Annotated in this window: 2 protein-coding genes; one reads left to right on the top strand and one right to left on the bottom strand. The window is 42.0% G+C overall.

Annotated elements, in window-relative coordinates:
- Positions 1-390 precede the first annotated feature (390 nt).
- Complete coding sequence (locus GX019_05590; protein HHT36633.1) at positions 391-1,257, bottom strand: VOC family protein; 867 nt, start codon at positions 1,255-1,257, stop codon at positions 391-393.
- Positions 1,258-1,532: 275 nt separating this feature from the next.
- Between GX019_05590 and GX019_05585 the strand changes: the two genes are divergently transcribed.
- Positions 1,533-1,901, top strand: a complete 369-nt coding sequence (locus tag GX019_05585; protein ID HHT36632.1) for a hypothetical protein — start codon at positions 1,533-1,535, stop codon at positions 1,899-1,901.
- Positions 1,902-1,999 lie beyond the last annotated feature (98 nt).

The following is a 1,999-nucleotide window of genomic DNA, read 5'->3' as shown; positions in this document are numbered from 1 at the left end:
GTTCGACGGAACGCCCTACCGTTACGAGAAGATTAGACTGTCTGAAGTGGAATTCCTATGTGGTTGTCAAAGGTCAATGACTTTGATTAACATGGTATGTCTGCATCACCATTGTACAAGGAGGTTAAGTCTTTCCCGCATACGCGGGGGTGATCCCGTGCCAAGTGCTTCCTGAACATGGTCAAGAGGGTATTTTCGCTATCTTTAAATATAAAAATGCAATATAGACAGTATAGCCAATGACTTAAGCTGTCAGGTATATGCAGCGTTGGTTTGGCTGCAACAACCGTAATAATAAGGAAAAGAGGCACTGCTCATCGTAGAATTAGTCTTTGTTTGACTTTCAGAAGAGTAGTGCCTCTTTCTTGAGTGGTGTTTTTTATGGCGCTGTCATTGAGCTGTTCCAATTATTAGTTGTACAGAATTTCCGGCCGGATCTTCTACTGTGATTGCGCTGTCTTTGTTATTTATCTTAGTACCGATTGCTGCTAAATTGGTTAGGATTTTTTCTAGCATTTCTTGCTTAGGGACTACCACCCTATAGTAATCTAAGCCAGCACTGTTTTTGGGCGGTCTAGGCGCATTTGGTCCATTCCAAATGTTGACAGCGATGTGGTGGTGGTAGTCTGCTGTTGATAAAAAAAGAGCGCTGTCTCCCAAGCGAGATACGATATTGAAGCCCAGTCCTTTGGTATAGAATTCTTGAGCTGCTTTTAGATCGGAAACATGGAGATGAATGTGTCCAATAATTGTTTGATCAGGCATTCCTTTCCATGATTGGTTCTCTAAATCAATGTCAAACATGAGGTCATCGAAATCTAGAGGGATAGTATCCATTGCAACTAATCCTGCCTGCCAGCTCCAGGTTGAGGGATCTGTATCTGCATAGACCTCAATGCCGTTACCATCCGGATCTTCAAAATAAATGGCTTCACTGACTAAGTGATCGGCAGCCCCAAACCTTACATTATGGTTATCTAAATGGGTTACGAAAAGCGCTAAATCAGCGCGCTTTGGCAAAAGCAGAGCAAAGTGGTAAAGACCTGTGGTGCGGCTGGGCTTAGGAACCGCATCAGCTGGTTCTATTAGGGTTAAGATATTGGTCATTCCATCAGCGGTTAGTTTAACTTGCTTTTTGTTTTGCTCCAGGATTTTAAACCCCAGAAGCTCCTGATAAAACTGAATGGATTTTTGCAAATCTGTAACCTTAAACTGCACTTTATCGACATAAATCGCTGGAGCGCTGTGATATCCCATGAGGATCCTCCTTACATATCTGGTGCTTAATTCTTCGGTATTGCCATCCAATTCCCTGCAGTCGAAAACGTACCTAGATTCTTTTAAGTGGTGTATTGCTGCACAGCAACTCTTTGGATTAAAAGGATTTTTTTTTGCGGCGGTGAATATTAGAACAAACTATTTGCTTGATTGAGTACTAGGTTGGAGGAATAGAGCTTATGCTGAGTCCATCGCCAAGAATAGGATTAACCTTAAAAGTGCTGGTGATTCTCTGTTTGATTGTTTCGGTAACAATGGTTATTGATCTTTTTTTGCCGCATGAGAGTATAGCTGTGCAGGTGGAGAAGGTCATAAATTCAAAGGAGGTAATATTTGGGAATTATTATGAACGGTTAAAGGTTGATGCATGGGAAGAACTCAGAGATGGGGAAGGGGTTAACATTAAAGTCTCCCGGATCTATCATGAAATCAGAGCAATTGAACAGCCAGAACAGGGCAAGGTGCTGAAATATCCAACAACAGACAACTACTATTTTCTGCTGCTTATTATTGTTTTTGCAGCGCCGCTCCTACTTTACAACAACAGAATGAAAGCAAACAGTAATATCTATGTGCTTGTTAAAGCGGCAGTTGTTTGCTTATGTGTGATAAAGAAGCAATAGAAGTGCAAAAAATTTTGCCGTTCCTATCCGACACTTGGCCATTGTGTCGGATAGGTCGGGCGGTTATTCGGGCAAGTCAATCTTGCCGACAAAGCTGT

The organism is Bacillota bacterium (assembly GCA_012837335.1).
Classification (GTDB): domain Bacteria; phylum Bacillota; class Limnochordia; order Darwinibacteriales; family DTU012; genus DTU012.
The sequence above is the reverse complement of the archived record's forward strand: the minus strand, read 5'-3'. Positions and strand labels throughout refer to the sequence as shown.